General features: G+C 58.1%; 23 protein-coding genes. 22 read left to right on the top strand and 1 reads right to left on the bottom strand.

The window, feature by feature from the left end:
• Positions 1-13 precede the first annotated feature (13 nt).
• The 11 genes from ACO07T_RS00870 (at position 14) to ACO07T_RS00820 (ending at position 11858) form a co-directional block, all read left to right on the top strand.
• The gene (locus tag ACO07T_RS00870) at positions 14-1264 is read left to right on the top strand and encodes an ABC transporter substrate-binding protein (RefSeq protein WP_422047855.1); all 1251 of its coding nucleotides are present in this window, start codon (positions 14-16) and stop codon (positions 1262-1264) included.
• Positions 1265-1353: 89 nt separating this feature from the next.
• Positions 1354-2247, top strand: coding sequence for a carbohydrate ABC transporter permease (locus ACO07T_RS00865; RefSeq protein ID WP_209061973.1), 894 nt, complete (start codon positions 1354-1356; stop codon positions 2245-2247).
• Positions 2247-3128 carry a carbohydrate ABC transporter permease gene (locus ACO07T_RS00860; RefSeq protein WP_209061972.1) on the top strand — a complete coding sequence of 294 codons (882 nt, stop codon included), beginning with the start codon at positions 2247-2249 and terminating at the stop codon, positions 3126-3128. Before ACO07T_RS00865 ends, ACO07T_RS00860 begins: the two co-directional genes overlap by 1 nt.
• A 6-nt stretch (positions 3129-3134) precedes the next feature.
• Complete coding sequence (locus ACO07T_RS00855; RefSeq protein WP_422047854.1) at positions 3135-4247, top strand: ABC transporter ATP-binding protein; 1113 nt, start codon at positions 3135-3137, stop codon at positions 4245-4247.
• Positions 4247-5740, top strand: a complete 1494-nt coding sequence (locus ACO07T_RS00850; protein WP_422047853.1) for a GMC oxidoreductase — start codon at positions 4247-4249, stop codon at positions 5738-5740. Before ACO07T_RS00855 ends, ACO07T_RS00850 begins: the two co-directional genes overlap by 1 nt.
• Positions 5737-6495 carry a 3-ketoacyl-ACP reductase gene (locus tag ACO07T_RS00845; protein WP_422047852.1) on the top strand — a complete coding sequence of 253 codons (759 nt, stop codon included), beginning with the start codon at positions 5737-5739 and terminating at the stop codon, positions 6493-6495. Before ACO07T_RS00850 ends, ACO07T_RS00845 begins: the two co-directional genes overlap by 4 nt.
• A 9-nt stretch (positions 6496-6504) precedes the next feature.
• On the top strand, positions 6505-8097 hold the full coding sequence (locus ACO07T_RS00840) for a GMC family oxidoreductase (protein WP_422047851.1): 1593 nt from the start codon (positions 6505-6507) through the stop codon (positions 8095-8097).
• Positions 8094-8402 (top strand): Dabb family protein, encoded by a 309-nt coding sequence (locus ACO07T_RS00835; RefSeq protein WP_209077572.1) that lies wholly within the window; start codon positions 8094-8096, stop codon positions 8400-8402. The genes ACO07T_RS00840 and ACO07T_RS00835 overlap by 4 nt, the downstream gene beginning before the upstream one ends.
• Positions 8403-8426: 24 nt before the next feature.
• The gene (locus ACO07T_RS00830; protein WP_422047850.1) at positions 8427-9587 is read left to right on the top strand and encodes a dihydrodipicolinate synthase family protein; all 1161 of its coding nucleotides are present in this window, start codon (positions 8427-8429) and stop codon (positions 9585-9587) included.
• 12 nt (positions 9588-9599) lie between these two features.
• Positions 9600-10607, top strand: a complete 1008-nt coding sequence (locus ACO07T_RS00825) for a LacI family DNA-binding transcriptional regulator (protein ID WP_422047849.1) — start codon at positions 9600-9602, stop codon at positions 10605-10607.
• A gap of 3 nt (positions 10608-10610) precedes the next feature.
• Positions 10611-11858, top strand: a complete 1248-nt coding sequence (locus ACO07T_RS00820) for a glycerate kinase type-2 family protein (RefSeq protein WP_422048588.1) — start codon at positions 10611-10613, stop codon at positions 11856-11858.
• A gap of 38 nt (positions 11859-11896) precedes the next feature.
• On the opposite strand, the gene ACO07T_RS00815 is transcribed toward ACO07T_RS00820, so the two are convergent.
• On the bottom strand, positions 11897-13252 hold the full coding sequence (locus ACO07T_RS00815; RefSeq protein WP_422047848.1) for a hypothetical protein: 1356 nt from the start codon (positions 13250-13252) through the stop codon (positions 11897-11899).
• Positions 13253-13599: 347 nt separating this feature from the next.
• Between ACO07T_RS00815 and ACO07T_RS00810 the strand changes: the two genes are divergently transcribed.
• The 11 genes from ACO07T_RS00810 (at position 13600) to tilS (ending at position 22878) form a co-directional block, all read left to right on the top strand.
• A complete protein-coding gene (locus tag ACO07T_RS00810) occupies positions 13600-14286 on the top strand; it encodes a D-lyxose/D-mannose family sugar isomerase (protein ID WP_422047847.1) in 687 nt (228 codons plus the stop codon).
• A 9-nt stretch (positions 14287-14295) separates the two neighbouring features.
• On the top strand, positions 14296-15225 hold the full coding sequence (locus tag ACO07T_RS00805) for a carbohydrate kinase family protein (protein WP_422047846.1): 930 nt from the start codon (positions 14296-14298) through the stop codon (positions 15223-15225).
• 162 nt (positions 15226-15387) lie between these two features.
• A complete protein-coding gene (locus tag ACO07T_RS00800) occupies positions 15388-16014 on the top strand; it encodes a hypothetical protein (protein WP_422047845.1) in 627 nt (208 codons plus the stop codon).
• A gap of 74 nt (positions 16015-16088) precedes the next feature.
• Positions 16089-16475, top strand: coding sequence for a tol-pal system-associated acyl-CoA thioesterase (gene ybgC, locus ACO07T_RS00795; RefSeq protein WP_209061946.1), 387 nt, complete (start codon positions 16089-16091; stop codon positions 16473-16475).
• A 112-nt stretch (positions 16476-16587) separates the two neighbouring features.
• Positions 16588-17265, top strand: coding sequence for a protein TolQ (tolQ, locus tag ACO07T_RS00790; RefSeq protein ID WP_209061944.1), 678 nt, complete (start codon positions 16588-16590; stop codon positions 17263-17265).
• A 3-nt stretch (positions 17266-17268) separates the two neighbouring features.
• Complete coding sequence (gene tolR / locus ACO07T_RS00785) at positions 17269-17769, top strand: protein TolR (protein ID WP_422047844.1); 501 nt, start codon at positions 17269-17271, stop codon at positions 17767-17769.
• Positions 17770-17778: 9 nt separating this feature from the next.
• A complete protein-coding gene (locus ACO07T_RS00780; protein ID WP_422047843.1) occupies positions 17779-18882 on the top strand; it encodes an energy transducer TonB in 1104 nt (367 codons plus the stop codon).
• A 20-nt stretch (positions 18883-18902) separates the two neighbouring features.
• Positions 18903-20204, top strand: coding sequence for a Tol-Pal system beta propeller repeat protein TolB (gene tolB, locus ACO07T_RS00775; protein ID WP_422048587.1), 1302 nt, complete (start codon positions 18903-18905; stop codon positions 20202-20204).
• Between the two features lie 113 nt (positions 20205-20317).
• Complete coding sequence (pal, locus tag ACO07T_RS00770) at positions 20318-20827, top strand: peptidoglycan-associated lipoprotein Pal (RefSeq protein WP_209061936.1); 510 nt, start codon at positions 20318-20320, stop codon at positions 20825-20827.
• A gap of 6 nt (positions 20828-20833) precedes the next feature.
• Entirely contained in the window at positions 20834-21673 is an 840-nt protein-coding gene (locus ACO07T_RS00765) for a tetratricopeptide repeat protein (RefSeq protein WP_209084246.1), read from the top strand.
• Between the two features lie 17 nt (positions 21674-21690).
• Positions 21691-22878, top strand: coding sequence for a tRNA lysidine(34) synthetase TilS (gene tilS, locus ACO07T_RS00760; protein WP_422047842.1), 1188 nt, complete (start codon positions 21691-21693; stop codon positions 22876-22878).
• The last annotated feature ends 109 nt before the right edge of the window (positions 22879-22987 follow it).

The following is a 22987-nucleotide window of genomic DNA, read 5'->3' as shown; positions in this document are numbered from 1 at the left end:
TTGGGAGGATAACATGCGAATTTTTACAAAAACTAAGGCCGCCGTTGTGGGCGCACTTCTGGCCAGCACCAGCATGGTGCAGGCGGCAGACGTAGAGGTGCTGCACTGGTGGACGTCCGGTGGTGAAGCCGCCGCGCTGAACGTGCTGAAGCAGGATCTGGAAGGCCAGAGCGTGGGTTGGCAGGATATGCCGGTCGCCGGCGGTGGTGGTGAACAGGCGATGACTGTTCTGCGCGCACGGGTTACTGCGGGAAACCCGCCAACCGCCGTACAGGCGCTGGGCTTTGATATTCTTGACTGGGCCAACCAAGGTGCGCTTGCAGATCTTAATGAGGTTGCGGCGAAAGAAGGTTGGGACGAGGTTGTCCCTGATGCGTTGAAAGCCTTTGCCAAGGCAGACGGCAAGTGGGTCTCCGCGCCGGTGAACGTGCATTCGACCAACTGGGTCTGGGCCAATAAGGCCGTGCTGGACGCCAATGGCATTGCGCAGCCTACCTCATGGGATGAGTTTGTGTCCGCGGTTGAAGCTCTGAAAGCTGCAGGCGTGACTCCGATTGCGCATGGTGGTCAGGCTTGGCAGGACGCTACCGTATTTGACGCGGTCGCAATGGGTGCGCTTGGTCCGGATGGCTACAAAGCGGCCTTCATCGATCTGGACAGCGAGACCCTTGGCAGCGACGCCATGAAAACAGCCTTTGATCGCATGGCCTTCATCCGAGACAACGTGGACGACAACTTCTCCGGCCGCGACTGGAACCTCGCGACTGCGATGGTGATCAACGGTGAAGCTGGTTTCCAGATGATGGGAGACTGGGCAAAGGGTGAATTCCTGAACGCGGGTAAAGTACCGGGCGAGGATTTCCTGTGCTTCCGCTTCCCTGGTACGGCGGAGCAGGTCACGTTTAACGCCGACCAGTTCATGATGTTTGACCAAGGCGGCGAAGTTTCTTCGGAGCAGGCGGCGCTTGCAAGCGCCATCCTGTCGCCAAGCTTCCAGTCCGCATTCAACGTGGTTAAAGGCTCTGTACCAGCGCGTACCGATGTGTCTGACGCGGACTTTGACGCCTGCGGCAAGCAAGGCATGAAGGATCTGGCTGCGGCAGCTTCCAGCGGCAATCTGTTTGGTTCCATGGCGCATGGCCACGCGGCACCAGCCTCTGTGAAAAACGCGGTTTATGACGTGGTAACGGCGCATTTCAACGGCGAGTATGACAGCGAGACCGCTGTGCAGGAACTCGTCGATGCGGTGGATATCGCGAAGTAATCCAAAGGGTTACCTCCCCAGGCGGGGCTGTCACTTTAGGCCCCGCCACCTAAAACGGACTTATCTACTTTCCCAATGGAGGTCGCGTCATGGCGCAGACTGCTGAGGCGGATTTCAAAACCCGTCTACAGAATTGGATTCCCAAACTGGTGCTTTCGCCCTCGTTGGCTGTGATCCTGGTGTTTGTCTATGGGTTTATCCTGTTCTCCGTTTATCTGAGTTTCACCGACAGTCGTCTGTTGCCGTCTTATGGCTGGGTTGGCTGGGAGAACTACTCCAAGCTATGGCGTCTGAGCCATTGGGAGATTTCGCTGACAAACATGGGCATATTTGCCCTGCTTTACATCACGCTTTGCACAGCGATTGGCTTGGGGCTTGCGATCTTTCTGGATCAGAAAATCCGCGGCGAGGGTCTTTTGCGCCCCCTCTACCTCTATCCGATGGCGTTGAGCTTTATCGTGACCGGGACGGCCTGGAAATGGTTCCTTGATCCGGGGATCGGGTTGGAAAACGTGATGCACACTTGGGGCTGGGAAAGTTTCAAGTTTGACTGGATCAAGAACCGGGACTTTGCGATTTACACAGTGGTTCTGGCCGCTGTCTGGCAGACCTCCGGGTTTGTGATGGCGATGTTCTTGGCCGGATTGCGCGGGATCGACAATGAGATTCTGAAGGCGGCGCAGATGGACGGCGCGAGCAATTGGAACCTGTATCGCCGCATCATTATTCCGCAGCTCCGGCCCGCGTTCCTGTCAGCCTTTGTGATCCTGAGCCACCTCGCGATCAAGACCTTTGACCTGGTGATCGCGTTGACAGGTGGTGGACCGGGGCGAGCCACGGAGCTCCCTGCGACCTTCATGTATTCCTACACGTTTACGCGCAACCAAATGGGAATTGGCGCGGCTTCGGCCACCATCATGCTGATGGCGATTGCCTCTATCATGATCCCCTATCTTTACTCTGAACTGCGGGAGAAACGGTGATGTCTGTTGCGACCCAAGACACTGCAATCCGCACTGGGCGTTTCACGCGCACGCTGATCTATGTGGTGCTGATCCTGTTTGCCTTGTTTTACCTGCTGCCGCTTTACGTGATGCTGGTGAATTCAGTGAAGCCGCTTGATGAGATCACCGGCGGCGGCATGATGAGCCTGCCTGATGCCTTCACGCTTGAGCCTTGGAAGCAGGCCTGGGCGAGCGCGCAGATTGGTGTGGAGCCAACGGGCCTCAAGCCTTACTTCTGGAACTCGATCAAGATGGTGGTGCCTGCGGTGGCAATCTCCACCGTGCTTGGCGCGCTGAACGGCTATGTCCTCACCAAATGGCGCTTTAAAGGGGACACGATCCTTTTTGGACTGATGCTCTTTGCCTGCTTCATCCCGTTTCAGATCGTTCTGATCCCAATGGCGCGTATGCTGGGGCTGATGGGGCTGGCGGGATCGACCTATGGCCTGTCCTTTGTCCACATCGTTTTTGGTATTGGTTTCACCACGCTTTACTTCCGCAACTACTATGCGGTGTTCCCAACCGAGCTGATCCGTGCTGCACAAATCGACGGGGCGGGCTTCTTTCAGATCTTCTGGCGCATTCTGTTGCCAAGCTCCGGCCCTATCGCGGTGGTCAGCGTGATCTGGCAGTTCACAAACATCTGGAATGACTTCCTGTTTGGGGCTTCCTTCGCGGATGCGAGCAGTCAGCCAATGACCGTGGCACTCAACAACCTCGTGCAATCGAGCACAGGTGTCAAAGAATACAACGTGCATTTTGCCGGGGCGATCCTGGCGGCGATGCCCACTCTCTTCGTTTACATCGTGGCTGGACGGTACTTCGTGCGCGGCCTGATGGCGGGCTCAGTTAAAGGATAAGACGTCATGGGCTTTCTCGACATTGATAAGGCAACCAAATCTTACGGGGCCATCGAAGTGCTGCACAATGTGGACATCTCGATTGAGGAGGGCGAGTTCCTTGTGCTCGTAGGGCCATCGGGGTGCGGTAAATCCACCCTGCTGAACATGATTGCTGGACTGGAAGATATCACCGGAGGCGAAATCCGGATCAAAGATCGGGTGATGAACGGGGTTCATCCCTCCAACCGCAACATCGCGATGGTGTTTCAGAGCTACGCGCTTTACCCAAACATGACCGTTGGGCAGAACATCACCTTTGGCCTGGAAATGCACGGAGTGCCAAAGCCAGAGCGTGAAAAGGCCATGAATGATGTGGCCAAGCTTTTGCAGATTGAGCAGCTGCTGGATCGCAAGCCGGGTGCACTTTCGGGTGGTCAGCGGCAGCGGGTCGCCATGGGGCGCGCATTGGTGCGGGATCCGGATGTGTTCCTGTTTGACGAGCCGTTGTCAAACCTTGATGCAAAGCTGCGCGTGGACATGCGCACGGAGATCAAGAAGCTGCACCAGAAGCTTGGTACGACTATTGTTTATGTGACGCACGACCAGATCGAGGCGCTAACACTGTCTACCCGGATTGCGGTGATGAACGGCGGCTATGTTCAGCAACTTGGCACGCCGCAAGAGATCTATGACAACCCTGCCAATATCTTTGTGGCAACATTCATGGGGTCTCCCGCGATGAATGTGGTGCCTGCCAAGGTCGTCATGCAGGATGGGCGCCCCGCGGCGCAGGTCGCGTTGGCTGACGGAAGCCCGGCAATCCTGCCATTCAGTCAGGACAATCTGGCCCCTTTTGAAGGGCGCGAGATCCTGTTGGGCATACGGCCAGAAACCATCACTGATCCGGACAGCGCAGACCGCAAGTCCAGCAATATCGCGGAGCTGACCAACCGCATTGATGTGACGGAGCCTGCGGGATCTGACACATTTGTGTCGATGCAACTTGGCGGGCGCGATGTGATTTCTCGTATGCGGTCAGATGTGCCGGTGGCTGCGGGGCAGCAGTTTGCTTTCGCCGTCAACATGGAGAAGGCGGTTGCGTTCGATCCTGATACCGAGATGCGGATTGCCCCCTGATGGACGCGGATGTGGTCATCATCGGCTCAGGCATTGGCGGGGCAAGCATGGCGGCAGCTTTGGCGCCGAGCGGCAAGCGCATTGTTGTGCTGGAACGTGGCGAAAGACTACGCCCTTGTCCGCAAGATAGGGACGCCAAGGCCATCTTTGGTCAGGGGTACTTTCGGCCGGATGAAACCTGGCTTGATGGCGCGGGCCGCGCCTTTTCGCCGGGGAATTACTACAATGTGGGAGGCAATTCGAAATTTTATGGCGCGGTGATGCTGCGCTACCGGGAGTCAGATTTCCGCCCCATTGTGCACATGGAAGGTACCACGCCGGGATGGCCGATTTCTTATGCGGATCTGGCGAAAGACTATGCTGCCGCCGAAGCGCTCTTTGACGTGCGTGGGGCGGCGGATGAAGATCCAACCGATCCGGGGCGCTCAGGCAATCTGCCCTATGGAGCGGTGCCGGACGAAGCTGACATTGCCGATTTGCGTCGCCGCCTGAAAGGCGTTGGGTTGAAGCCGGCTTCGCTGCCTTTGGCGGTGGATATTGAGACTTGGCTGGCCAATGGGCAGACCACTTGGGATGCCTATCCCAATACGTGCTCAGGCAAGCAGGATGGTGAGACCGTGCTGATGAAAGCCAGCGCCAAGGGGCGTATTGCGCTTTGGACGGGTTGCGATGTGCAGCGACTGGAGATCGGCACGGATGGCCGCGTTTCAGCCGTACACTATAGGCAGGAGGGCAGAGAGAAGCGGATCGCCGCGCCGGTGGTTGTGCTGGCGGCAGGTGCCGTGCGCTCGGCCGCGCTGTTGCTTTCGTCGGCTAATTGCAATTGCCCCACGGGTGTGGCGAACCGATCTGACCAGGTTGGGCGTAACTTTATGAACCACAATTGTAGTGCGGTCTTGGCATTGCATCCGCTGCGCCGCAACCGGTCGATCTATCAGAAAACGTTGATGGTGAATGACTACTACCATGATGATGGGGAAGGGGGCGCCCCTCTGGGCAATGTGCAGTTGCTTGGCAAAATCACCGGGCCGATTTTGTCAGCGACGTCGGGACTGCCCAGTGTTCTTGCCAATTGGATCGCCGCGCGCAGCTTTGATTTCTATGCGATGAGTGAAGATCTTCCCCGTTCTGATAGCCGCGTCACCGTCAAGAATGGGCAGATTAGCTTGGTGTGGCAACGCTCCAACTGGGCGGCGCATGAGGCTTTGGTGAAGCGGTTGAAAGTGAAGCTGCGGCAAGCCGGGTTTCCCGTGGTGCTGAGCCGCGCCTTTGACCGGTCTACGCCCTCCCACCAATGCGGCACAGCCCGCATGGGATCTGATCCGAAGCAATCCGTTGTGGACAGCTTTGGGCGTAGCCATGACCACCCCAATCTCTTTATCACGGATGCTTCCATTCTGCCGACCTCTGCGGCGGTGAACCCGGCGCTGACGATTGCGGCCCTTGCCCTGCGTGCCGGTCGGCATATCGCGGAAACGGAGTTTGCGGCATGAGTGGCGTTGCGCTGATAACAGGTGGTCAACAGGGTATCGGACTTGGCATTGCTCAAGCGTTGCAGGGGGCTGGTTTTCGCATCGCAATTGCGTCTCTGCCTGAAGCAGATGCGCCAGCGGTGCAGGCTGGACTTGCGGCGCTTGATGGAGACGCTGTCTATTTCCTCCATGATGTCAGTGACATCGTGGCCATCCCGCAACTGCTTGATCAGGTGGAGGCGGCGCTGGGGCCGATCACCGCATTCGTGAACAATGCGGGTGTCGGGGCGCCCGTACGCGGTGATTTGCTCGATTTGCAGCCAGAGAACTGGGATTTTGTGCAGAGCATCAACCTGCGCGGGGCGTTCTTTCTCGCGCAAGAGGTTGCGCGGCGCATGGTGACACAGGACGGAGAAAACTATCGCTCGATCAGCTTTGTCACCTCTGTAAGTGCCGAAATGGCCTCTCCTGAACGGGCAGAATACTGCGTCTCCAAAGCAGGGGCGTCGATGGTTGTGAAGCTGTTTGCAGCGCGTCTGGCGGCAGAGAACATCGGTGTTTTTGAGATACGCCCAGGCGTGATTGCCACGGAAATGACGGCGGGCGTGAAAGACAAATATGACGCGCGGATCGCAGATGGGCTGATCCCGGCGGCGCGGTGGGGCAAGCCTGCAGATATCGGCCAAGCGGTGGTGCCGCTGGCGACGGGGCAGATGGCATATTGCAGCGGATCGGTGATCGCCGTGGATGGCGGTTTGTCGATTGCGCGGCTTTGAGGAACGGACATGAAGACGGACTTTGATTTCATCGTTGTGGGCGGCGGCTCCGCCGGGTCGGTGATTGCCGCGCGGTTGAGTGAAGTGGCAGACGTCTCGGTGCTGCTGCTTGAAGCGGGGGGAACCGACCGCCATCCGTTTTTCCACCTGCCAGCCGGATTTGCCAAAATGACCAAGGGCATTGGCAGCTGGGGATGGACGACCGTTCCTCAGAAACACATGAAAAATAAAGTGTTTCCCTATACGCAGGCCAAAGTGATTGGCGGCGGGTCTGCCATCAATGCGCAAATCTATACCCGGGGTGCGGCGCAGGATTATGACGATTGGCGTCAGATGGGATGTGAGGGCTGGGGCTATGACGATGTGCTGCCCTACTTCCGAAAGTCTGAGGACAACGATACCCATAACAACAAGTTTCACGGGCAAGGTGGCCCGCTTGGCGTAAGCCAGCCCGCCGCGCCGCTGCCGATCTGTGATGCGTTTATTGCTGCGGGTGGTGAATTGGGCATCCCGGCAGCGGGTGACATGAATGGCGAAAAGCAGGATGGGGTCGGCTACTACCAGCTGACACAGCGCAATGCGCGGCGCTCTTCTGCGGCGATGGCCTTTCTGGCGCCCAATCGCAATCGACCCAATTTGACCATTCAGACCGGCGCTCAGGTGCGTCGCTTGAGTGTTGAGAGCGGGCGAGTGACCGGGGTCGAATTGATGGATGGCACCAAGCTGCGTGCGGCACGCGAGGTTGTGCTGTCTTCTGGCGCTATTGGGTCGCCACGATTGTTACAGCTGTCCGGTATAGGGCCGGCAGATGCGCTGTCTGAATTGGGTATTGAAGTGCAGCTGGATCAACCCAATGTAGGAGCGAATTTGCAGGATCATCTTGATCTCTATGCGATTTGCGAGGTGAGCGGACCACACACCTATGACCGGTTTGCCAAGCTGCATATGTCTGCCTTCGCTGGGCTGCAGTATCTGTTTGCGCGCAAGGGGCCGGTGGCGAGCAGCCTATTTGAGACCGGTGGATTTTGGTACGCCGATGAAAATGCGCGCTCACCTGATATTCAGATGCATCTCGGGCTGGGCACCGGCATTGAGGCGGGTGTGGCGGCCATGCCCAACGGTGGTGTGACGCTGAACGCCTGTTTCCTGCGTCCGCGCTCGCGCGGATCGGTGCGCCTGCAGAGCGCTGATCCGAATGATGCTCCTCTAATCGATCCGAATTATCTGGCCGACCCTTATGACCGGGAAATGTCGCTGCGCGGTTTACAGCTTGTGCGGGACATCCTCGCACAGGATGCGCTCCAGCCATATATTCTGGCGGAGCGATTGCCGGGGCCGGAAGTGCGCACCGAGCAGGACGCGTTTGAATTCATCTGTCAGCATTCCAAAACCAGCCATCATTGTGCGGGCACGTGCCGCATGGGGCCGGATGACGCGGCCGTTGTGGATATTCGTCTGCGATTTAATGGGCTGGAGGGGCTGCGTGTGGCAGATGCCTCGATCATGCCCACCGTCAACTCATCCAACACCAATGCACCATCCATCATGATCGGCGAGAAGGCCGCCGATATGATCAAAGAAGATCAAGGGCTTACAACATGATCAAACATATCGTTCTGACCCGGTTCCGTTCCGACGTGTCTGAGGACACCATTTCGGAAATCTACGCGGGGCTTGCAGGTGTGACAGCGCGGCTTGAAGGGGCCTCAGGCTTTCATGGTGGTCGCTCAACCAGCCCGGAGAAAATTGAGCGTGGTTACATGCACGGTTTCACCATCGATTTCGACAGTTTTGATGATCTGGCAGCCTATTCCGAAGATGCAGAACACAAGCGCTGGGGTGCGGAGATTGTTGCGCACGCAGAGGGTGGGCTCGATGGGGTTCTGGTGCTGGATGTGGAGGCCTGAGCCGATGATCGGAGGAGTGATGTCATGCTGAAGCTGCCAACACAGGATGGGCGCATTGAGGACTATCGCCTTCATGGCACGCCGCTTGTGCCACGCGCGCCTAAGGTTGCGCTGACCCGCACGGCCTTTGCAGCGGCGCATGTTGTGTCAGATCCGGTCGCGGAGCGAGATCCCTGGACAGGCCGTCCGGCGGTTGATTGGGACACCACCTTGGTGTTTCGTCAAGGTCTCTGGGATCAGGGACTCGGTCTGGCAGAGGCCATGGATACAGCGCAGCGTGGCATGGGCGTGGATTGGGCCACTGCACGTGAGTTGATCGAGCGCACAATGGTGGCAGCCAAGGCGCATCCGCAAAAGCCACGTGTGGCCTGTGGTGCCGGGACCGATCATTGTGAGCTGTCTGAGCTGACCACTTCGGAGGCCATCACCGCGGCTTACGAGCATCAGGCAGAGGTCATTGAGGCGGCTGGGGGGCAGTTGATTTTGATGGCGACCCGGGCGTTGCCGGCAATCGGCGCAGACAAAGAGGTCTATCGCAAAGTTTATCGCCGCCTGATCGATGGGGCTGCGCAGCCTGTGATCCTGCATTGGTTGGGTGACATGTTTGATCCCGCGCTAAAAGGCTACTGGGGCTGTGACTCTGTTGAGGCTGCCAGCGACTTTGTTCTGGAGCTGATTGCCGAGAAACCCAACCAGGTTGATGGCATCAAGATCTCTCTGCTGGATCAAGCGCATGAGGAGGCATTTCGGGCGCGGCTGCCTGAAGGCGTGCGTCTCTACACGGGAGATGATTTCAACTATGCGCCACTGATTGAGGGAGATGGCACAAATCATTCCCATGCGTTGCTCGGCATTTTCGCCGCCATAGCTCCGGCGGCCAGTCAGGCGCTTGAGGCTTTGGCGATGTGCGATATGCATCGTTACCATGCTTTGCTGGCACCGACTGTTCCTTTGTCTCGTGAAATCTTCCGCGCACCGACGCGATTTTACAAGGCTGGCATTGCCTATCTTGCCTGGCTCAATGGCGCGCAGAGCCATTTCATTATGCCGGGCGGATTTCAGGCGAGCAGAGATATCACGCATTATGCTGAGGTGTTTCGCCTGGCCGATGCTGCAGGGCTGCTTTCGCAGCCGGAATTGGCGGAAACCCGCATGAAAGCCTTGCTTTCCCTGCATGGTATCTGACACCTAGCGGCCATGGAGCGCAGACCGACGATCAAAGATGTGGCCCGCGAGGCTGGGGTGTCCAAATCCACCGTCAGCCTCGTGTTGCAGGGCAGCAGTTTGGTGAAGTCCGAGACGCGCGAGCACGTGCAAAAGGTAATGGCCGAGATCGGTTATGTTTATAACCGTGCCGCGGCGAAACTGCGTTCGGGGTCAACCGGTCTGATTGGGCTCGTGATCAATGATCTGCGCAACCCGTTTTTTTCTGAGCTTGCAGCGTCCTTGCAGCGAAGTCTGAGCCAGCAGGACTATGCGGCTGTGGTTGCCAACACCGAAGAAGATCCCGCCCTGCAGCAAAAGATGATCAACGCGTTGATTGAGCATGGTGTGTCTGCCTTTGTGATCTGTCCTACCTATGACGATAGTGGGCAGGCCCTAGAGCCGATTGCGCGCGCAGGGCTTCCTGCGATGCAGGTGTTTCGGCGCGTAGACAATAGGCTGGATCAGTTTCCCTTTGCCGCCCCAGACTATGCCGAAGGCGGGCGGCTGGCGACCGAGCATTTGCTTTCGCAGGGGGCGAAGCAGATCGCCTTCGTTGGCGGGCTTGACGGGCGACCTGTCACGCAGGAGCGCGTGTCGGGATATCTCAAAGTGATGGACGAGCGTGGTCAGCAGCCGGTGGTCTTGACCGGTGCTGCCACAAGACAGTTTGGACGCGAACAGGCACAGGTGCTTCAAGAACGGTTTCCGGAGGTTGATGGGGTCATTTGCTTCAATGACTTGGTCGCGCTTGGGCTGGTTGCATCTGCCTCAGCGCAGGGACGTCTGATCGGAGCGGAATTAAGGGTTGTCGGCGTCGATGACATCGAAGAATGTGCACATAGTGCACCGCCGCTGAGCTCGGTGAGCTGCCGTATCCCCGAATTTGCCACCCATATCAGCGATACGTTGCTTGGATGGCTGACCCAAGGTCCGGCGCCTGCGCCGGACGTGCGCACACCCGTGTCATTGATGGTGCGGGCCTCCAGTGGAGAAAGCTAAGTGATTGATGACCCGAATGACTTCCTGAGAGCGCTTTTTGCCAAAGCTGTGGCTGTTGCCGATCCTATGGCGGCGCTGCCGGATGCATTGCCTCCAAAACCTACAGGTCGTTTGATCGTCGTAGGTGCTGGCAAGGCGAGCGCACGGATGGCGGAGGCTTTGGAAGCGGCTTGGGGTCCCTGTGAAGGGCTGGTGATCACGCGCTACGGATATGAGCGCCCCTGTGCGGGCATTCGGATCGCCTCTGCCGCCCATCCGGTGCCAGATGCCGCCGGTGAAGCGGCGACGCTCGAAATGCTGGAGCTGATGCGCGGACTTGGGGCCGACGACACAGTGATCTGTTTGATTTCCGGGGGTGCGTCTTCGCTCTTAACAGCGCCTGTTCCGGGGGTGACTTTGGACGAATTGCAGCAGGTGAACGCGGATTTGCTGGCGTCGGGTGCGCCAATTTCAGCGATGAACGCGTTGCGTAAGCATTTGTGCCAAGCCAAAGGCGGTCAGTTGGCTGCGGCGGCCTATCCCGCCAAGGTGGTGTCTTTCCTGATCTCAGATGTACCGGGTGATGAGCCGGGTATGATTGGTTCTGGCCCCACGGTTGGAGAACCCTCTGATTTGGATGCCGCGTTGGCAGCGGTTGCGCCCTTTGGCGTGACTTTGCCCGCGCATGTTGAGGCGGCGGCACGTGCGCATGGTGGCGTTGTGGCGTTGGATGATGCGCGTCTTTCGACCACGGAGAATGTGCTCTTTGCCTCGCCGATGCAGTCGCTTCTAGCAGCGAAGGCGATGGCGGAAGACGCAGGATGTGCGGTGGAAATTCTGGGCGATGCCTTGGAAGGCGAAGCGCGTGAAATTGCCGCAGATCATGCCACGCTGGCAAAAGAGCGCGCCGCGACAGCCAAAGAGCCTTTGCTTTTGTTGTCTGGTGGCGAGCTCACAGTGACCCGACGCGGTGACGGCGTGGGTGGCCCAAATGCGGAATATGCGATGGCACTTGCCTCAGCTTTGGACGGCGCGGCAGGCATTCATGCGCTGGCTTGTGACACGGATGGTGTCGATGGGGCTGCGGAGGTGGCCGGGGCGGTCATTTCGCCGAACACTCTGAAAGAGGCAGAGGCGCGTGGTGTTGATGTGGCAGAGGCCTTGGCGATCAATGATGCGCATAGCTTCTTTGCCAAGCTGGATACACAGGTTGTACCGGGGCCGACCTTGACCAATGTGAATGATTTCAGGGCGATTTTGATCACCCCGTAATGAAAAAGCGCCGCAGAGAGGTCTGAGGCGCTTTCTGTTTACTTGAGGTAGTCCAGCCAAGGGCTTTGTTCGGCGATCATGTGATCCACCAAGGCCCCCATGCCTTTGGATTTGGTCACCACTGGATCCACAAGCAGGGCCTGCACCACGAGATCCCGGCTGCCTTGCAAGATGGCTTCGGCGGTCATGTCGTGGATGCCAATCTGGTTGGACAGAAGGCCGCGCACGCCGACTGGGATGTCGACCGAAATGCCGTGCAGCCCGTTGGTGTCGATCATCGCCGGAACTTCGACACAGATCCACTCCGGCAAGTTGGCGATAAAGCCCTTGTTTGGGATGTTGACGGCGGCCTCTTCGTAGGCGGGCGCGCCCAGCAGGGCTTCCATGATGGGCACCACGCGCTCTTTCAAAACGGGTTCGATCACCGGGTCCGTTTTGCCGAGGAAGTTACGGTAGTAGGTGTAGAAATCCAGAATACCCTGATGGTCAGAGCAGTCATGTGCCCACTGAATATATTCGCCAAAGTGGCTGTCATAGGTGATGGGAAGCGCGCCGAATTTCTCAAGGATTTCGGCAAACAACCAACGGTCAGACCATGGGCGAACGGTGTCGATCATGCTGAGGTCGATGTCCATCCAGCCCTCGGTTTCAATCGACGTGCCGGTTTTGCGCGAAGCTTGCAGAATTTCTGAGTAGCCCGGCATTTCCCCGAAATAGCCCTCTGCCTTGGCGCGGACATCTCCATAGGCGTCCGAGCCATCTTTGACATAGGTGCAATCCGTCATCACCGAGAAGTGGTTTAGTCCGCCCGCACGATAGCTGATGTCTGCGCGTTCAACGCCCAAGAGCGGCGCGAGGTGACGCTCCAGAGACGCGATTTCGTGGCACATGCCCACAAAGGTGAGCTCTGGGAATTTGCGGTGCACCGTTGTGCAGATCCTGCTCATCGGGTTGGAATAGTTGAACACTGTGGCGTCAGGGCAGATGTCCATGACCTGCTGGCAGATGTCGAGGATTGGCGGGATGATGCGCAGGCTGTGAAACAGACCGCCGGGTCCACCATTTTCGCCGTAGACCTGTTGAATTCCGTATTGTTGCGGGATCTTCCAGTCCATGTCCCAAAGGGCAAAACGGTCGCCAACCTCGATAGAGATGACGACAAAACGTGCGCCTTTGAGCGCTACTGGAAGATCTGTGGTCGCCGTGAGCGCATGTTGGAGGTTGTTGCCGGCCACATACCCTTCAGCCACTTTCAGCGTGCGCTGGGCGGCGTCCAGATTGATGTCATGCAGGACAATCTCGGCTTGCTCCAAATGAGTGCTTTGGAAAATATCGCCCAGCATCCCGGTGCCAAATTGCAGGCTGCCTGCCCCCACGAGTACGATTTTGGTCATGCAGTTATGTCCTTTGAGATGCCTCAGGAGGCTTGGATTGGTTTTGCAATATGAGAGATGCCCGCGTGACCTTTCGGGAAAGTCCAGTGGGTCGCGCAGGCTGGTCGGCGAAGGGCCGTTATCGGTAACATGTGCGGCGAAATTGGTTTCGGCAAGTGTGTTTTTGAACGTGCATGCTGCGAAACATGTTTCGGACGGATTTGGAGCGGAGTGAAGCATGCGAGCGCGTGATTTCAGTTGCCCCAAGGGCGGCCTTTTGCCATAGCATATTGGACAATGTTAGCGCTAATGGTCGGCTTGCTTGGGGCATCCCATATGTGAGAGGCCAGTTTGCGAGGGAGATTGCGATGAAACGCTCAACCATCAATGAGATCATGGCTGCTGCGGACGAGATGATCCGTTCTTATGGTTTCAAGCTGCCACCATTTGCCTATTGGACGCCAGACGAGTTCGTAGCGCGCAAGCAGGCTGCCAAAGCGCTGGTTGATGCGCGCTGCGGGTGGGACATCACCGACTACGGCGCTGGCAATTTTGATGAAATGGGCTTGTTCCTTTTCACGCTACGCAATGGCCGATTGGCTGATCTTCAGCGAGGTGGTGGCATGTGCTACGCGGAGAAGCTCCTGATTTCACGTCAGGATCAACTGTCTCCGATGCACACGCATGTGATCAAGGCCGAGGACATTATCAATCGTGGTGGGGCGACCATGGTGGTGGAGCTTTACGGCTCTGATGATGACGGGAACTTTGCCGAAGATCGCGGTGGTATGATCATGTGCGACGGTATCGCGCGCGAGTTTGCACCAGGTGAAAAGCTTAAGTTCGCGCCTGGAGAAAGCCTTACGCTCATGCCCGGCGATTGGCATGCCTTCTGGGGCGAAGGGGGCGATGTTCTGATTGGGGAGGTCTCGACTGTAAACGACGATGAGACCGACAATATCTTTCGTGAGCCGATTGGGCGGTTTGCCGATATCGAGGAAGATGTGGATCCGACACATCTGCTCGTGAGCGACTATGCCAAGTGGCTTGGGTGAGGAAGCACCATGATCCTGTGTTGCGGAGAAGCGCTGATTGATATGATCCCGGAAGCGACGGTGGGCGGAGCGGAAGGTTTTGTGCCACATGTCGGAGGCGCGGTGTTTAACACAGCGGTCGGGCTTGGTCGACTTGGCGCCGATGTCGGGCTTTTGAGTGGTATTTCAGAGGATCGATTTGGCGCGCAATTGATTGCGCGGCTTGAACAAAGCAAAGTTGCGACAGGGGCTGTTGTGCGCTTGGACCGCCCCACAACAATGGCCTTTGTGCACCTCGAAGACGGCCATGCGACCTATGATTTTTATGATGAAAATACGGCAGGCAGGATGATCGCAACTGAGGATGTTGCGCCGGTTTCTGACGATGTACATGCGCTCTTCTTTGGCGGCATCAGTCTCGCTGTGGAACCCTGTGCCGATACATATGCAGATGTTTTGGAGCGCGAGGGCCAAAGCCGTGCGGTGATGATTGATCCCAATATCCGCCCGGGGTTCATCCGAGATGAGGCAACCTATCGCGCTCGATTGGCCAAGATGTTTGCCAAAGCGGATGTGGTTAAAGTCTCTGATGAAGATCTGACGTGGTTGATGCCAGAGCTTGCCGATATGGAGGCGCGCGCCGCGCAGCTTCTGATGCAAGGGCCAGCCTTTGTGATTGTCACTTGTGGCGGCGACGGCGCGCGCGGGTATTTGGCTTCTGGGGAAGCGTTTTCTGTGGCGGCGGAAAAAGCCAACGTGGTGGACACCGTGGGCGCGGGCGACACATTCAACAGCGGGGTACTCGCGAAGCTTTCGGAACTTGGTGTCTTGAGCAAAGACCGGGTGCGAGCGGTTACGGCTACCGAAGCCCAGGCGGCGATGGCATTCGGGGCTAAAGTCGCTGCTGTGACGGTGGCTCGGGCTGGGGCCAATCCGCCTTGGGCAGAGGAGCTTGGCTAGGGCTCGTCTAGCAACGGTGCCGACAAGCCATGTGGAGGGCAAGACCGCAGGAGGCGGTGCTCATATCCTCTGAGAGCACGGCGCCAGATAGAGGGCGTGGTGAGCTCTTGTCTTCCGCGAGGTTGCGCGGCATGAAGCTGTGATGGTTTCAGGAGGCTGGAAATGACACCGCAGGATGTTGAAGCGCTTTTTACCCGTGCCGATGGCAGCTATGGTTTTGCCCGCTGGGGACGCCCGATTGCCCCCGTGGTGTTCGGTGTAGAAGACGCAACCCTGCGCACAGTCAAAGGCGCTCTGGAGGCGGTTGCCACGCTGGTTGGCCATCAAATGGCGGAGACGGATCCGGAACTTGGCAGCAACCTGATGATGTTCTTCTTCCGCGAGTGGGAGGAGCTGTTGGCGGTGCCGGATCTGGATCGTTTGATCCCCGACTTACCAGCTTTGGTTGCGCGTTTGCAGGCGGCAGATGCGACCCAGTACCGCGCATTTCGCTTTGACAACGACGGGGCGATTCAGGCGGCCTTTGTGTTTTTGCGCATGAGTGGCGAGATGACGAAGCTTCCTGCAGAGGCGCTCGCGCTCGGGGAGGCGGTCCAGACCATCGTGACCTGGGGGCCGGCGGCCTTTGCCGAGACGTCACCATTGGCGGTCGTGCCTGAGAGCGGAGCTACAGTGCTGCGCCCTGAGGTGGCGGCGGTGATTGCCGCAGCCTATGACCGGATGATGCCGGCCGCAGCCGAAGATCCAAGTCATGCCCTGCGCCTCTTTGCTCGGTTGCGATTGGAATAAACACCGCTTTGTTCCGCTTGCATTGAACACGTCTGCGGCCTACCCATAGAGTAGCCGAATTTGGAGCAAGTTCAATGATCTACACCCTGCCAGTCCGCATCTACTACGAAGACACCGACATGGCGGGGATTGTGTATTATGCCAACTACCTCAAATTCATCGAGCGCGGCCGCAGCGAGTGGGTGCGCGAGATCGGGCTTGATCAAAAAGAGATGAAAGACGAAGGCATCGTCTTTGTCGTGCGTCGGGTCGAGGCGGATTATCTGGGGTCTGCCGTGTTGGACGATGAGCTGACCGTTGAAACCGAAGTGCGGAGCGTGACCGGCGTGCGGCTGACAATGGATCAGCGGGTTAAGCGAGGCGAAGAGCTTCTGTTTCAGGCTGTGGTGACCGTGGTTTGCATGAATGAGGCAGGGCAACCGGTGCGTTTGCCGGCAAATATTCGCCAAATGATCCATTAGAGCGCGCAAATTTTCGCGATTGATGCCAATTCATTAGATTTCCCAGTGGAAACCCGCTAGGTTTGCTCTCAAACAAGGCTCCACAAGAGAGCCTCAGAAAAGAGCAGGCAAAATGGAACACGCAGCAGTCGATTTTTCGATGTGGGCGCTTTTCGCGCGCGCAACCCTCACCGTAAAGCTGGTCATGGTGATGCTTATTGTAGCGTCGTTCTGGTCTTGGTCGGTGATCATCCAAAAGCACATCATGTACCGCAAAGCCCGCCGTGAAGCGGCGCGGTTTGATCGTGCGTTCTGGTCTGGCGAACCACTCGATCAGCTCTTCGAAGAGCTCGGGCCTGAGCCCAGTGGGCGGTCTGAGCGTGTGTTTGCCTCAGGCATGGTGGAATGGCAGCGCAGCCATCGGCAGGATGGCGGTTTGATCGCGAATGCCACCAGCCGGATTGATCGGTCGATGGATGTGGCGATTGCCAAGGAAGCGGATGAACTGCAGCATGGCTTGCCGATCCTGGCCACAGTTGGCTCCACCGCACCATTTGTTGGGCTGTTTGGGACGGTCTGGGGCATCATGAACGCGTTTATTGAGATCGCTGCCCAGCAGAACACCAACCTTGCAGTGGTTGCTCCGGGCATTGCAGAGGCGCTTTTGGCCACGGGCCTTGGCTTGTTGGCGGCTATTCCGGCCGTGATCTTTTACAACAAACTCAGCGCGGACAGCGATCGGATCGTTTCAGGCTATGAAGCCTTTGCCGATGAGTTTGCCACCATCCTCAGCCGCCAGCTGGACGCATAAAAGATGGGTGCGGGTGTGATGAAATCTGGCGGAGGAGGCGGCAAGCGCCGCCGCCGCAATCGCCGCAGCAGCCAGCCGATGAGCGAAATCAACGTGACGCCTTTTGTGGATGTCATGTTGGTGTTGCTGATCATCTTTATGGTGGCGGCGCCGCTACTGACAGTGGGTGTGCCGGTTGAACTGCCAAAGACAGCAGCCAATCCGCTTCCCGGTGAACAGGAAGAGCCTTTGACGGTAACCATCGACGCAGATCTTGGCATCACCATCATGACCACGCCCGTTGCAGCGGAAGAACTGGTGCCCAAGCTTCGCGCGGTTGCTGCCGAACGCAGTTCGGAACGGGTTTATCTGCGCGCAGATGGCGCTATTCCTTATGAGGCTGTGGTGCAGGTGATGGGCGCGCTCAATGCGGGTGGTTTCAGTGATGTCGGCCTTGTGACCGATGTTGGCGGGCCGACGCTCAGCGGCGCGGAGCCTGCAGCGGCCGCTGGTACGGACAACTAGGACGCAGGCGTGCATATCGGCCACTATATATCCGGCATCGCCCACACCGGTCTGATTGGTTGGGTGTTGTTTGGCGGGGTGCTGAACCCTGATCCACCTCCGATGGAGGTGACGGATGTGTCCGTGATTTCCTCTGCAGAGTTTGACGCTTTGGTGCGCTCTCAGGAGTCGCCGGATACGGTCACGGAAGTTGCCTTGCCTACGCCACCTGAAGAGTTGGAGCCGACACCGGAGCTGACATCTCAAGCGGACGACACACCTGAGCAGGTGACGCCGCCTGAAGCGCTGCCCACAGAGCCGGATGTGACTCCTGAGCTGACAGAGGTCACGCCACCAGCGCCAATTGAGCCGGACGATGCTGCGCAAGAGGCGCCTGAGTTGCCGACTCCGGTGAGTGACAGCGCGGTGATCATCCCCGATGCACCTGTCCGTCCAGCCGCCCCGCAGGCAGAGCGGGTGGCGCCAGAGCCAGTGGCCCCGCCGGAGCCTGAAACAGCTATTGCGGATACATTGCAGGAAGCGACACAGCCGGACGAAAGTGCTGAGGTGCAGGACGAGGTGCAAGAAGAGACAGCGCCAGAAGCCGCCAGCACTGAAATAGCGACGGAACCCAAACAAGAAGAACTCGCCAGCGCAGCGCCAAGCCGATCCTTACGTCCACGTGTGCGCCCAACAGCGCAGCCGGCACCAGCAGCCGAAGCTCCGACAGCTGAGACAACCGATGACGCCATTGCCGCGGCCTTGGCAGAAGCCAGCGCGTCTGAGGCCACTGAAACCACCGCTGCGCCTTCGGGGCCACCCCTGAGCCAAGGGGAACGGGATGGTCTGAGAGTTGCTGTGCAGCAATGCTGGGTCGTGGATGTGGGCTCGCGTGCAGCAGACGTGACGGTGGTTGTCGGTCTTTCCTTGGACCGCAACGGTAAAGTGCAGGGCGATATTAAGTTGCTGAGCGCAGAGGGCGGCGATGACGCTGCCACGCGGACGGCTTTTCAGGCCGCAAGACGCGCGGTTTTGCGCTGTCAGAAAGACGGATATGACTTGCCAGTGGAAAAATATGACCATTGGCGAGATGTTGAGATTACATTTAACCCAGATAATATGAGGCGCCGATGAGCAGACTTTTTGCCACAGTGATGATCGGGGTGATGGCCCTGACCCCTTGGGCGCATAAGGTAGAAGCCCAAAGCACCCCTCTGCGCATCGAAATCACGGACGGGGTGATTGAGCCTTTGCCTTACGCGGTGCCAGATTTTGTTGCGGAAACGCAGGGCTCTAATCAGGTGTCGCGCGACATCAGCCAGGTGATCGCCGCAGATCTGAATGGCACGGGGCTGTTCCGTCAAATCCCGGCCAGCGCGCATATTTCAAGCATCACAAACTTTGACAGCCCGGTGCAATACGCCGACTGGAAAGCCATCAACGCTCAGGCTCTGATTTCCGGAGGCGTCTCTGTGAGCGGCAATCAGCTTGAGGTGCGCTTCCGGGTATATGATGTGTTTGCAGGGACCGAGCTGGGCAGCGGCCTGCGGTTCAAAGGCACCCTCGACGGCTGGCGGCGCATGGCCCACAAAGTGGCGGATGAAGTCTATGCGCGCATCACCGGTGAAGGTGGATACTTTGACAGCCGCGTGGTGTTTGTAAGCGAGACAGGCCCCAAGAGTGACCGCAAAAAACGACTGGCGGTGATGGACTATGACGGCGCCAATCTACAGTTTTTGACCGACAGCCGCGCGATTGTGTTGGCACCACGGTTCTCTCCGAAAGGAGACCGCGTGCTCTACACGAGTTACGAAACGGGCTTCCCGCAGGTGTATGTTCTGGATGTTGGCTCTGTGCAGCGCCGGGTGCTGTCCAATGAGAGCGGCACCATGAGCTTCGCGCCGCGTTTTTCGCCGGATGGCTCAAGTGTTGTTATGTCCGTGACCGAAGGCGGCAACACTGACCTCTACAAAATGAACATCGCAAGCGGGCAGCGCCAGCGTTTGACGTCGACTCCGTCGATTGAAACCGCACCGAGTTACAGCCCGGATGGCAGCAAGATTGTATTCGAGAGCGACCGCTCCGGCACACAGCAGCTCTACATCATGAATGCCAATGGTGGCGAGGCGACGCGTATCAGCTTTGGCAAAGGGCGTTATGGTACGCCTGTCTGGAGCCCGCGCGGTGATCTGATTGCGTTCACCAAGCAGAACAAGGGTCGTTTCCACATTGGCGTCATGCGCACCGATGGCAGCGAAGAGCGCCTGCTGACGGCTTCTTTCTTGGATGAGGGGCCAACATGGTCGCCCAATGGCCGTGTGATTATGTTCACACGCGAGACCAAAGGCTCCGGCGGTGTGTCGGCGCTCTATTCGGTGGACGTGTCCGGACGGAACCTGAAGCCGGTAAGCGTAACGGGGGGCGGTTCTGACCCAAGCTGGTCGCCACTCCAATAACGCTTGAGCGAGCAAAGCACGGCGGCGTTTTCTAAAACGCAGGCTTGTGATACACGAATGGCACAACAGGCAAGAGACGAAAGAACTTTCGGGATAAAAGGCGAGGCGATTTCATGAAAACTTGGACAAAAGCGGCGTTTTTGGTGGCCGCGGTGGCGCTTGGCGCTTGTACGGATGCCGATCGGTTTGGCGGCGGATCTGGTGGCTTTGGCGCCGATGGTACTGGTGGCGTAGCGGGAAGCAGCGCGGATCCAACCTCCATCGCCTATTTCCAGGAAGCTGTCGGAGATCGTGTGCTCTTTGCGGTGGACCAGTCCACGCTGAGTGAGCAGGGGCGTCTGACGGTTCTTTCGCAGGCAAACTGGCTGCTTGAGAACACGGATTATGTGGCGGTCGTGGAAGGCCATGCCGATGAACAGGGCACCCGTGAATACAACCTCGCGCTTGGTGCGCGGCGCGCGAGTGCTGTGAAAGAGCTGCTCGTGTCCCAAGGCGTTGCGTCCAATCGCGTGCGCACTGTGAGCTACGGCAAAGAGCGCCCGATCGAGGTTTGTTCGCAGGAAAGCTGCTACGCGCAGAACCGTCGCGCGGTGACCGTGCTGACGGCAAATGTTTCGGGATAAGTCACGATGCGAGCGCAGGTATTTGCAGGACTAAGCGCACTTGCGCTTGTATTGGCCCCAGTGATGGGCAGCGCGCAGACGCGCGAGGAAACGCTGGCGGATGTGCGCCAACAACTCTCGGTGCTCTATGTCGAAATTCAACAGCTCAAACGAGAGCTTTCGACAACCGGTGCGCCGGGCACTGTAGTGGCGGGTGCCTCCACGTTGGAGCGCGTCGATGTGATTGAGCAGCAGCTTCAGGTGCTGACCAACAAAACCGAAGAGCTGCAATATCGCGTGGCACGCATCGTTGAAGATGGCACCAACCGCATTGGGGATCTGGAGTTTCGTCTTGTGGAGCTTGAAGGTGGAGACCTGAGCCAGCTGGGCGAAACCACCACGCTGGGTGGTGATATCGAGGCTGTGCCCGATGTCACCGAAGGTGAAGATGATGGATCGGGTGATGGCGAGCCGACAGAGCTGGCCGTTGGGGAAGAAACGGATTTCAATCGCGCGATGACCGCTTTGGACAACGCAGAATATGCGTCTGCGGCAGATCAGTTCGCCTCATTTGTGCAGACCTATCCGGGGAGTCCGCTGGAATCTGAGGCGCATTTGCGGCGCGGGCAGGCGCTTGAAGGCACAGAAGACAAAACCGGCGCGGCGCGTGCGTTCTTGGAAGCCTATTCGGGTGCGCCTGTGGCGGGCACAGCCCCAGAAGCGCTGTTTCGCCTCGGAAAATCCCTTGGCGCGCTTGGTCAGGTCAACGAGGCCTGTGTGACGCTGAATGAAGTTGGTGTGCGCTTCCCGGGTGGTGTGTTTGTCTCTGAGGCGCAGGCCGAGATGGCCAACCTGCAGTGCCCCTGATCGCGCTAGCTGATGCCTTGTCAAAGGCACTTGATACGGCTTTCGGACACGACTTCCCCGACAAAATTGGCGTCGCCGTCAGCGGTGGCGGAGACTCCATGGCGCTTCTGGATTTGCTGCGCGCATGGGGCAAAGCAGAAGTTTTTGTCGCAAGCGTCGATCATGGGCTTCGGCCGGAAGCGCGCGATGAAATCGCCTTGGTTGCGGAGTACGCGGCGTGTCATGGATTGTACCACAGCGTTTTAAATTGGCGGTGGGATCGGCAAGGCAATCTGCAGCAAGCGGCCCGAGACGGGCGGCGCACGGCTTTGCGCAAATGGGCTGAAGAGTGCGGGTTGACCTGCGTTGCCTTGGGGCACACCGCTGATGATCAGGCGGAAACATTTCTGATGCGGCTTGCGCGTGGATCGGGTGTGGATGGGCTTTCTGCCATGGAGCTGACACGTCATGACGGAGAATTGACGTGGTTGCGCCCTCTCTTGAACGTGCGCCGTCAGGCACTTCGAGATCATCTGCGGCAGGCTAATGTGCCTTGGGCGGATGACCCCAGCAACGAAGATCCAGCGTTTGATCGTGTTAAAGCGCGCCAAATGATGGAGACATTGGAGCCGTTGGGATTGAGCGTGGCGCGCCTGACCCAAACCGCTGATCATATGAGAGAGCAGCGGGCGCTGGCGGCTTGGGCGGCAGAGCGTGCCGCGCAGGATTTGGTTTCACGGGATGCAGGCGACGTGATTTTTGATCACGCAGGGCTGCTAAACCTGCCCGACGCTCTGAAATCACGATTGCTCGCCGACGCTTTGGGGGCGGTGTCCGGAAATCTCTATCGGCCGCGTTTCAAGACGCTTTCGGGTGTTTGGAACATTGAGGTCCCCAAGCCCTTGCACGGATGTTTGGTGATCCCGAAAGCTGGACGGTTGCGTATCACACGTGAATGGCAGGCTGTGAAAGATTTGCGTACGTCGACAGACAGCCTTTGGGACGGACGGTGGCGCTTGGCCGCACTCGTAGAGGGTAATGAGACTGGCCTTGAAATTGCTGCGCTTGGCGAGGCGGGGCTGGCAGACGTTCCAGACTGGCGCGCCACCGGGCGTCCGCGCCAGAGCCTGCTGTCTTCACCTGCAATCTGGCAGGGCTCAAAACTGATCGCGGCCCCCATCGCAGGCCTTTCTAACGGATGGGATGCGCAGGTTTTGGCGCTTTAGTTACAAAATGGCGCGACTTGCGAGTGTGTTTGCCAAATATCGCATTGATAACGAGGCAGCGATCTCTATTTAACTGTATACGCGCCCGTGATAGGGAACGGGCGTACTT

This window comes from Shimia sp., from assembly GCF_965227725.1.
GTDB lineage: Bacteria > Pseudomonadota > Alphaproteobacteria > Rhodobacterales > Rhodobacteraceae > Shimia.
Note: the sequence above shows the minus strand (reverse complement) of the source record. Positions and strands in the feature narration are given on the sequence as shown.

Bases quoted from the DNA above. Each gene is read 5' to 3' on its own strand.
- ACO07T_RS00765 (WP_209084246.1), top strand. From the start codon at position 20,834: ATGCGAGCGCAGGTATTTGCAGGACTAAGCGCACTTGCGCTTGTATTG.
- tolB (WP_422048587.1), top strand. From the start codon at position 18,903: ATGATCGGGGTGATGGCCCTGACCCCTTGGGCGCATAAGGTAGAAGCC.
- ACO07T_RS00850 (WP_422047853.1), top strand. From the start codon at position 4,247: ATGGACGCGGATGTGGTCATCATCGGCTCAGGCATTGGCGGGGCAAGC.
- ACO07T_RS00800 (WP_422047845.1), top strand. From the start codon at position 15,388: ATGACACCGCAGGATGTTGAAGCGCTTTTTACCCGTGCCGATGGCAGC.
- tolR (WP_422047844.1), top strand. From the start codon at position 17,269: ATGGGTGCGGGTGTGATGAAATCTGGCGGAGGAGGCGGCAAGCGCCGC.
- ACO07T_RS00815 (WP_422047848.1), bottom strand. From the start codon at position 13,252: ATGACCAAAATCGTACTCGTGGGGGCAGGCAGCCTGCAATTTGGCACC.
- ACO07T_RS00825 (WP_422047849.1), top strand. From the start codon at position 9,600: ATGGAGCGCAGACCGACGATCAAAGATGTGGCCCGCGAGGCTGGGGTG.
- ACO07T_RS00860 (WP_209061972.1), top strand. From the start codon at position 2,247: ATGTCTGTTGCGACCCAAGACACTGCAATCCGCACTGGGCGTTTCACG.
- ACO07T_RS00855 (WP_422047854.1), top strand. From the start codon at position 3,135: ATGGGCTTTCTCGACATTGATAAGGCAACCAAATCTTACGGGGCCATC.
- ACO07T_RS00810 (WP_422047847.1), top strand. From the start codon at position 13,600: ATGAAACGCTCAACCATCAATGAGATCATGGCTGCTGCGGACGAGATG.
- ACO07T_RS00835 (WP_209077572.1), top strand. From the start codon at position 8,094: ATGATCAAACATATCGTTCTGACCCGGTTCCGTTCCGACGTGTCTGAG.
- pal (WP_209061936.1), top strand. From the start codon at position 20,318: ATGAAAACTTGGACAAAAGCGGCGTTTTTGGTGGCCGCGGTGGCGCTT.
- ACO07T_RS00870 (WP_422047855.1), top strand. From the start codon at position 14: ATGCGAATTTTTACAAAAACTAAGGCCGCCGTTGTGGGCGCACTTCTG.
- ACO07T_RS00845 (WP_422047852.1), top strand. From the start codon at position 5,737: ATGAGTGGCGTTGCGCTGATAACAGGTGGTCAACAGGGTATCGGACTT.
- ACO07T_RS00805 (WP_422047846.1), top strand. From the start codon at position 14,296: ATGATCCTGTGTTGCGGAGAAGCGCTGATTGATATGATCCCGGAAGCG.
- ACO07T_RS00840 (WP_422047851.1), top strand. From the start codon at position 6,505: ATGAAGACGGACTTTGATTTCATCGTTGTGGGCGGCGGCTCCGCCGGG.
- tolQ (WP_209061944.1), top strand. From the start codon at position 16,588: ATGGAACACGCAGCAGTCGATTTTTCGATGTGGGCGCTTTTCGCGCGC.
- ACO07T_RS00830 (WP_422047850.1), top strand. From the start codon at position 8,427: ATGCTGAAGCTGCCAACACAGGATGGGCGCATTGAGGACTATCGCCTT.
- ybgC (WP_209061946.1), top strand. From the start codon at position 16,089: ATGATCTACACCCTGCCAGTCCGCATCTACTACGAAGACACCGACATG.
- ACO07T_RS00865 (WP_209061973.1), top strand. From the start codon at position 1,354: ATGGCGCAGACTGCTGAGGCGGATTTCAAAACCCGTCTACAGAATTGG.